This window comes from Marilutibacter maris (assembly GCF_006546735.2).
Taxonomy (GTDB): Bacteria; Pseudomonadota; Gammaproteobacteria; order Xanthomonadales; family Xanthomonadaceae; genus Marilutibacter; species Marilutibacter maris.
Genome location: NZ_VICD02000147.1, coordinates 1 through 7530 on the forward strand (window position 1 = coordinate 1; position 7530 = coordinate 7530).

Here is a 7530-nt window from a genome sequence, read left to right on the forward strand (position 1 = left end):
CGCGCGGCCTGCAGTGCCGCGGCCTGGCGCGCGGACGACAGCAGTGAATAGCCGAACGCGCCGCTCACCAGGCCCAGCGTCAGGGTCAGCAGCAGGAGCAGGGTTCTCGACGACATCGTCCCCCCAAGGACTCGCGCGCGGACGACAGGGTCCGCGGCCGGCAGTGATGTTGGTCGGGAATCCTACCGGACCCGCCGCGACGGCGTAATGCGTGCTCAGCCGGCCGGCGCCACGCAACCGCGGAACAGGTCCAGCTCGGGACGGTACTCGGGCGTCGCCACCTGCATCAGCCCCAGCACCGAGCTGAACAGATTGTCGTGGCTGGCCGGGCGGCGCGCGCGTTCGCGCATGCAGGCCACGTCCAGGCCGCGACTGCCGGCCAGACCGGGCGAGAACCACATCAGCATCGGCACCCGGGTCTGGGTCCTGGGCGCGATCGCGTACGGCAAACCGTGCAGGTAGACGCCGTCCTCGCCGAGCGACTCGCCGTGGTCGGACAGGTAGATCAGCGCGCTGTCGTGGCCGTCGTCGGCCTGCAACCGCGCGATCAGTCCGGCCAGCACGCTGTCGGTGTAGCGGATCGCATTGTCGTAGGCGTTGACGATCTGTTCGCGGCTGCAGCGCGCCAGGTCCTCGCTGGTGCAGTCCGGCGCATAGGCGCGGGCATCGCGCGGATAGCGCTTGTGGTAGGCCGGGCCATGGTTGCCGAGCATGTGCAGGACCACCACCTGGTCGAGGCCGGTATCGGTGTCGGCCAGCGCCTCGTCCAGGCCGCGCGCGAGCACGCCATCGAGGCAGCGGTCGCCATCGCACAGCACCGGATCGTCGAAATGGGCCAGCGCGCGGTACGCAACGCCGTCGCAGACGCCCTTGCAGCCGCTCTGGTTGTCGTACCAGCGGGTCGCGATCCCGGCGTGGTCGAGCACGTTGAGCAGCGATTCCGAGCCCTCGATCCGGGCCTTGTCGTAGTCGGCGCGGCCGATATTGGAGAACATGCACGGCAGCGACACCTCGGTGTTGGAACCGCAGGCGGTGACATCGCCGAAGTTGACCGGATCGATCCGTCGCAGCGCCGGCGTGGTGTCGCGGGCATAGCCGTTCAGACCCCAGTTCTGCGCACGCACGGTCTCGCCGACGACCAGCACCAGCAGTCGCGGCTTCGCGCCGGCCGGCCGGCCGACCACCTTTGCCTGCACCCCGACCGGGGTCTTCGGGCCCTGGCGGCGGCCGTGGCCATCGCCGGCCACCCGCAGCAGCGACACCAGATAGTTGCCGGGGGTGATCAGGTGGCGCAGTTCGCGATGGTTGCGCATCAGCGAGGACACGCTCTGGAACGACCCCAGGATCGCCGCGATCGCGACCAGCAGCGCCAGCGCCAGGCTGCCGGCGCGGATCAGCGCGGCGCGGCGCCATGGCCGCCGTCGCAGGTGGACCCGCCACACCAGCAGCGACGGCAGCACGCCCAGCAGCAACCATTCCGGCAGCAGGCTGGAGGTGACCAGTTCACCGGCCTCGTCGGGATCGGTATGCAGGATGTTGCGGATCATGTCGGTGTCGAAGTACACCGTGTAGTCGCGCATGAAGTGCAATGCGAGCGCGCCGCTGAGCAGCAGTGCGATCAGCACCGGCTTCGCGGTCCAGCGGGTGAACAGCAGTCCCAGCAGGACGAAATGCAGCGCGGCGATCGCGACGAACAGCGCCACGCCAGTCACCCAGCCGTCGGCGCCGCGCAGGCCGCCGCTGTCGATCACCGCCGAAAAGAACGGCGTGTTGAACACGGCGGCGAAGTACAGACTGGCGAGCAGAGCCAGTTGTTCGCTGCCCAGGCTGGGGCGCATCCGCCACCATTGGCGACGGATGCCCGCGCGCGGCGACGACGCCCGCGGATGGACGATGGACGCGGGACCTACCGCGCTCATGCCACGGCCTCCGCCGCATCCGACCGTCGCGGCCAGAACAGCAGGTACAGACCGAGCGCGACGAACCAGCAGATCGCCGCCGTCCAGACGTCGTGGGACAGGAAGTGGGCGCCGCGCAACTGCTGGGCGACGCCGAACACCAGGCCCATCGTCAGTCCCAGCGCCAATCCGGCGAAGCGCACGCGCGGCCAGGCCACGCGCAGGAAGAAATACGACGCCATCCACGCATAGCCGCCGCTGGCATGGCCGGCAGGGAAGCACGCGGCCTCCGGCAGTCCCGCCGGACGCACCGAGAACAGGCCGACCATCGGCAGATCGCCGCCATAGCGGCTCAGGTCCCACGGGCAGTCCATTCCCGTGACCCCCTTCAGCAGCGACACCGCCGCCGTGGCGACCGCGGTCGCCAGCAGCAGGTAGCCCAGCGGTTTGCGTAGCGGCGCCCAGCCGGCGCGCAGGCAGGCCACCAGCCAGGCCGCCAGCACCGCCAGCCACATCAGCGCACTGAGGTTGCGTCCGCCCAGATGGATCGCCTGCTGGGTCACCCAGCTCCCACGCAACGCCCAGTCCCCGCCCTCCCAGGCGTACAGGTGATCGGCCAGCCAGAGGTCGCCGCCACCGGCCATCGTCGCCACGGCCAGGACCAGGAACGCCAGCAGCGGCGCCAGCGCATGGCCGCGCAGGAAGCCCGGCCCCGACGGCAGCGCCCGCGACCGGGCCGTTCCGGAGGTCGCGTCCCAGAGGGCGGGCAGCAGCCAGGCCGAGCCGCCGCTGCGGATCGCTCGGGAAGGTCTGGAATGGGGGCTCATGCGGTCGATGGGACGGGGTCGCGAAAGTCGCACGCATCGTCCTGGCGGCCACGTCGGACAAAGGTCGGAGCAGGATTCGCCCACCGTTAACCGTTCAGCATTCCGACGTATTTCCGACACTCCCGGGCCGACGCTGGCAGCCGTCGACTCGCGCCCGGGGGCGCGATCGCACGACAATGTCCCAGGGCCGACTCTCAGGAATCCCGATGCGCCTGCTGGTGGTGGAAGACAACCGCAACCTGATGGCCAACCTCTTCGACTACTTCGAAGCGCGCGGCCACCAGCTCGATGCGGCGCCGGACGGCGTCACCGGCCTGCACCTGGCGGTGACCCAGGACTTCGACGCGGTGGTGCTGGACTGGATGCTGCCGCGGATGGACGGTCCGGCCGTGGTCGCCGCGCTGCGCGAGGCCGGCCACGAGGTGCCGGTGCTGATGCTGACCGCGCGCGACGAGCTGCCGGACAAGATCGCCGGCTTCCGCGCCGGTGCCGACGACTATCTGACCAAGCCGTTCGAACTGGCCGAGCTGGAAATCCGGCTGGAAGCGCTGGTGACGCGCGCACGCGGCCGCCAGCGCCCGCACCTGCTCGAGGTCGGCGACCTGCGCCTGGACCTGGACACCCTGGAGGCCAGTCGCGGCGGCCGGCCGCTGCACCTGTACCCGGCCGGCCGCAAACTGCTGGAAGTGCTGATGAAGGCCAGCCCGGCGGCAGTGCCGCGCGATCGCCTCGAGCTCGCGTTGTGGGGCGAGGACCCGCCCGACGGCGACATGCTGCGCTCGCATGTCTACGAACTGCGCCGCGCCGTCGACGGCCCGTTCGCGACCAAGCTGATCCGCACCCTGCCACGGGTCGGCTACCGGATCGCGGCACCGGCGGACGAGGAGGACGGCGATGAGGCATGACGGAGAGGCCGGCGCGCGGCGGCCGAGCCTGCGCAGCAAGATCCTGCTGGCGATGGTCGCGTTGATGGCGGTGCTGTCGGTCGCGGTCGTCTACCAGGGACTGGTCGTCAACGAATACGTCGAGCGCATCGTCTGGAAGACCCTGCTCGACGGCGAGCTCGATCACCTGCTGCAGCGGCACCGCGAAGAGCCCGGCTATCGCTGGGTCGACTCCGACAACATCGCCCTGTACGGCATGCCCGGCAGCAACCCGATCCCGCCGGAGCTGACCGGCTTCGGACCGGGCCTGCACGACGACATCGACTTCGCCGGCGGCGAACGCGTGTTGCTGGTGCGCGAAGTCGACGGCCGCCCGGTGATGCTGGCACTCGACGCCGAGCCGCTGGAACAGCGCGAACAGGCACTGGCGGCGGTGATCATCGCCGCCGCGCTGACCACCCTGCTGCTGGCGACGGTGGCGATCGGCTGGAGCGTCAGCCGGCTGATGCGGCCGCTGGACGCGATCGCGACGCGGATCGGCGCGCTGCACCCCGACCGCCCCGGCCAGCGCCTGCGGACCCCGGCCGGCGCCAGTCACGAGGTCGCGGTGATCGCCGAGGCCTTCGACGGCTTCCTCGACCGCACCGACCGCTTCGTCGAGCGCGAGCGCGGCTTCATCAACCAGGCCAGCCACGAGCTGCGCACGCCGATCGCGATCATCGCCGGCGCCAGCGCCCTGGCCATGAACGCGGCGGACCTGCCGGACGCCGCGCGCGGACAGCTCGAACGCATCCAGCGCACCACCCGCGATGTCGAGCAGCTGATCTCGCTGCTGCTGGTGCTGGCCAAGGACCCCGAGCGGCTGGCCGCCTCGTCCGACCTGGTCGCGTTGGACGCGCTGCTTCCGGAGATCGTCGACGACCACCGCCACCTCGCCGCGGGCAAGGATCTGGCGATCGATATCGCGCCGCTGCCACCGTGCACGCTGCGGGCGCCGTTGCCGATCGTGCAGGCGGCGATCGGCAACCTGCTGCGCAACGCGATCGAGAACAGCGACCGCGGCCATATCCGGGTGCGGCTGGAACGGCCGGCGCGGGTGGTGATCGAGGACCCCGGCCATGGCATGTCGGCCGAGGAGATCAGCGCGATCTACGCACGGATGGCCCGCAGCGGCGGACCGGACGGCGGCGGTATCGGCCTGGAGCTGATCGCGCGCCTGTGCGAACACCTGCACTGGCGGCTGGACATCGCCTCCGATCGCGGCCAGGGCACCACCACGGTGCTGGACCTGGACACGGCCGGCACCGCCGCGGACTGACCGCGGCACGTCCGCCTCAGGGGCAGCCGCCGGTCGCCATCGCGACATCGCCGATCGCGGACATCGTTTCCTGGTCGCTGCCGCGGGCGGCGGCGCCCCGGGACTCGCGGATCGGCGCCGGTCCGGATACCTGTACCTCGGAATCGGCGACCGCCGGGATATCCAGCAGGTAGCCATGCAGGAACAGCAGGTCCTTGTAGATGCTCATCGTCGTTCTCCAGGCTCGGGCCCCGGTTCAATCGCACCGGTTCAATCGCAGGTGTCGCCGGACAGCGGCGTCGCCCGCATCGAGGCACGTTCGGCGAAGCGCTCGAACCAGACGGTCAGCCGCGGGCGATCCGCGCGGAAATCAGGCAGGCCGCGGAAGCGCAGCCAGTCCAGCGCGGTGGCCACGGCGACATGGCCGACATGCAGCGGTCCGTCCGTGTCCAACCCCGCTTCCAGCCAGTCGTAGGCGGCCACCAGCTTGGCCAGGTAGCCGTCGCGCAACGGTGGATGACGCAGCGGCGGCGGACGGCGCTCGGTCTCCCAGCGCACGGCGATGCCGGCATCGGCCATTCCCTGGGCGACGGCCTGCAGCCGCAGCGCGTGCCAGCGCGCCTCGCCCGCCGCGGGGATCAACGGTGGTCCATCGTGCAGGGTGTCGAGACAGGCGCAGATCAGGTCCGAGTCGAACAACGGCGCCTGGCCCTCCCTGAGCAGCACCGGCACCTTGCCCAGCGGGTTGTGCGCGAATACCTCGGGGTTGCGCCGGGTCGGACTGGTCTCGTGGTGGATCACGTCGATCCGTCCGGCCAGTCCGGTCTCGTGGGCGAACACCAGGACCTTGCGAGCGTAGGGGGAGTGGGTCTGGTAGAGCAGTTTCATGAGGATTCCGGAATGCGGATGGGGCGCTGGGCGGGCATGCTAGGCCCGCCGTCGCATCGCTTGGCCGCAATCGGCGGGCCTTGGCCGCGGTTTTCCGGCGCACTGTCCGCCTAAGATTGAGCGATGGACCTCGACCGCTTCGATCGCCAGTTGCTCAACCTGATGCAGGACGACGCCGGCCGCACCGCCGAGCAGTTGGCCGAGCATGTCGCGCTGTCGCCCTCGGCGATCCAGCGCCGCCTGCGCCGGCTGCGCGAGCAGGGCGTGATCGAACGCGAGATCGCGATCGTCGACCCGAAACATGCCGGGCGACCGGGCTTCTTCATCGTCAGCCTGCAGCTCGAGCGCGAACGCCCCGAACAGCTGAACCAACTGCGCCGCTGGCTGGCCGCGCAGGCGCATATCCAGCAGGCGTTCTATGTCACCGGCGAAGTCGACTTCGTCCTGGTGGTCACCGCACCCGACACCGAGAGCTATGACGCGCTGATGGCGCGCATGGTCGCGGAGAACCCGAACGTGTCCCGATTCACCACCCACGTCGCGCTGGGCGTGGTCAAGCGCGGACTCGCGATTCCGGTGCCGCCGCTCGAAGCCGGGTGAGTCGCGGGCGCCGCGCCAGGATGGCGTGATGCGCCGTTTTCGTGCACCGCGACGGGCTCGATCGCCGCCGTCCGTCGATACCTTCGCCGCACAGTGGCGGCATGGACATCCCACCCTGGCTGCTCGCCCCCGAATCCGCGCACACGTCCTGGCTCGATTGCCAGCCGACCCGCCTGCTGGCGCTGCCCGCGCTGGCACGACAACTGGGCATCGCCCAGCTCTGGGCCAAGCTCGAAAGCGAGCGGCCGCTGGGCAACTTCAAGTCCCTCGGCGGCATCCCCGCCGCCACCCGTGCGCTCGCCCTGGCGATGCAGCGGGCACCGGGCCGGCCACCGCCCAGGCTGATCTGCGCCAGCGATGGCAACCACGGCCTGGCCGTGGCGGTCGCCGCGCACCGGGCCGGAACCTCCGCCACCGTCTACCTGCCCCGCTCGGTCGACGCGGCCCGGGTCGCCCGCATCGTGTTCGCGGGCGCGACCATCGCCTGGGTCGATGGCCGCTATGACGATGCGGTCGAGGCCGCACGGGCGGCCGCCGGCGAGGACGCCCTGCTGATCAGCGACACCTCCGACGACCCCGACGATCCGGTGGTCGCCGACGTGATGAACGGATACGCGGTGCTGGCGCGCGAACTGAGCGACCAGTTGACGCGGGTGCGGGCACGCCCCAGCCATGTGTTCGCGCAGGCCGGGGTCGGCGGTCTGGCCGCGGCCCTGGCCGAAGGCCTGCAATCCGGGCTGGCGCCAGGAGGCCGGGTGCTGGTGGTGGAACCGGCCAGCGCCGCCTGCGTCGGCCATGGCCTGCGCCTGGGCCGGGTCGCCAGCGTCGATGGGCCGTTGAAAACGACGGCGTCGATGCTGTCGTGCGGACGCGCGTCGGCGCCGGCGCTGCGGATCCTGCTACGACACCGCGCCGGGGCGGTCAGCGTCGACGAATCGGAGTTGTCCGATGCGGTGACGGTGTGGCACGGCACCGGCAACGGCACGACCACGGCGTCCGGCGCCTGCGGCCTGGCCGGCCTCCGTCACATCGCCGCCGATCCGGCACGGCGCCGGTCCCACCGCCTGGACGCCGACAGCGTCGCCCTGGTAGTGATCAGCGAGGCGGCGCCATCGGCCTGAGAGCCGGCTCAGGCG

The 7530-nt window shown here is 71.0% G+C and carries 8 protein-coding genes; 4 read left to right on the forward strand and 4 right to left on the reverse strand.

All coding sequences use genetic code 11. The features are described from left to right. Window positions 1–215: 215 nt before the first annotated feature. Window positions 216–1919 carry a phosphoethanolamine transferase gene (locus FKV24_RS09270; protein WP_141482178.1) on the reverse strand — a complete coding sequence of 568 codons (1704 nt, stop codon included), beginning with the start codon at window positions 1917–1919 and terminating at the stop codon, window positions 216–218. Beyond that, the gene (locus tag FKV24_RS09275; protein ID WP_141482179.1) at window positions 1916–2725 is read right to left on the reverse strand and encodes a phosphatase PAP2 family protein; all 810 of its coding nucleotides are present in this window, start codon (window positions 2723–2725) and stop codon (window positions 1916–1918) included. The genes FKV24_RS09270 and FKV24_RS09275 overlap by 4 nt, the downstream gene beginning before the upstream one ends. A 206-nt stretch (window positions 2726–2931) precedes the next feature. On the opposite strand from FKV24_RS09275, the gene FKV24_RS09280 reads away from it, so the two are divergent. Both FKV24_RS09280 and FKV24_RS09285 read left to right on the forward strand, forming a co-directional pair. Continuing rightward, window positions 2932–3630 (forward strand): response regulator transcription factor, encoded by a 699-nt coding sequence (locus FKV24_RS09280; RefSeq protein WP_141482180.1) that lies wholly within the window; start codon window positions 2932–2934, stop codon window positions 3628–3630. Then, window positions 3620–4927: a sensor histidine kinase gene (locus tag FKV24_RS09285; RefSeq protein ID WP_141482181.1), complete on the forward strand. Its 1308-nt coding sequence runs from the start codon at window positions 3620–3622 to the stop codon at window positions 4925–4927. The genes FKV24_RS09280 and FKV24_RS09285 overlap by 11 nt, the downstream gene beginning before the upstream one ends. A 16-nt stretch (window positions 4928–4943) precedes the next feature. Here FKV24_RS09285 and FKV24_RS09290 read toward each other — a convergent pair whose 3' ends face one another. Together FKV24_RS09290 and FKV24_RS09295 are read right to left on the reverse strand one after the other, a co-directional pair. Further along, complete coding sequence (locus FKV24_RS09290; protein WP_141482182.1) at window positions 4944–5135, reverse strand: hypothetical protein; 192 nt, start codon at window positions 5133–5135, stop codon at window positions 4944–4946. Between the two features lie 41 nt (window positions 5136–5176). Next, on the reverse strand, window positions 5177–5794 hold the full coding sequence (locus tag FKV24_RS09295; protein WP_111265031.1) for a glutathione S-transferase family protein: 618 nt from the start codon (window positions 5792–5794) through the stop codon (window positions 5177–5179). A gap of 123 nt (window positions 5795–5917) precedes the next feature. On the opposite strand from FKV24_RS09295, the gene FKV24_RS09300 reads away from it, so the two are divergent. Further along, window positions 5918–6394: an Lrp/AsnC family transcriptional regulator gene (locus FKV24_RS09300; protein ID WP_111265030.1), complete on the forward strand. Its 477-nt coding sequence runs from the start codon at window positions 5918–5920 to the stop codon at window positions 6392–6394. 101 nt (window positions 6395–6495) lie between these two features. Then, entirely contained in the window at window positions 6496–7515 is a 1020-nt protein-coding gene (locus FKV24_RS09305; RefSeq protein WP_141482183.1) for a pyridoxal-phosphate dependent enzyme, read from the forward strand. The last annotated feature ends 15 nt before the right edge of the window (window positions 7516–7530 follow it).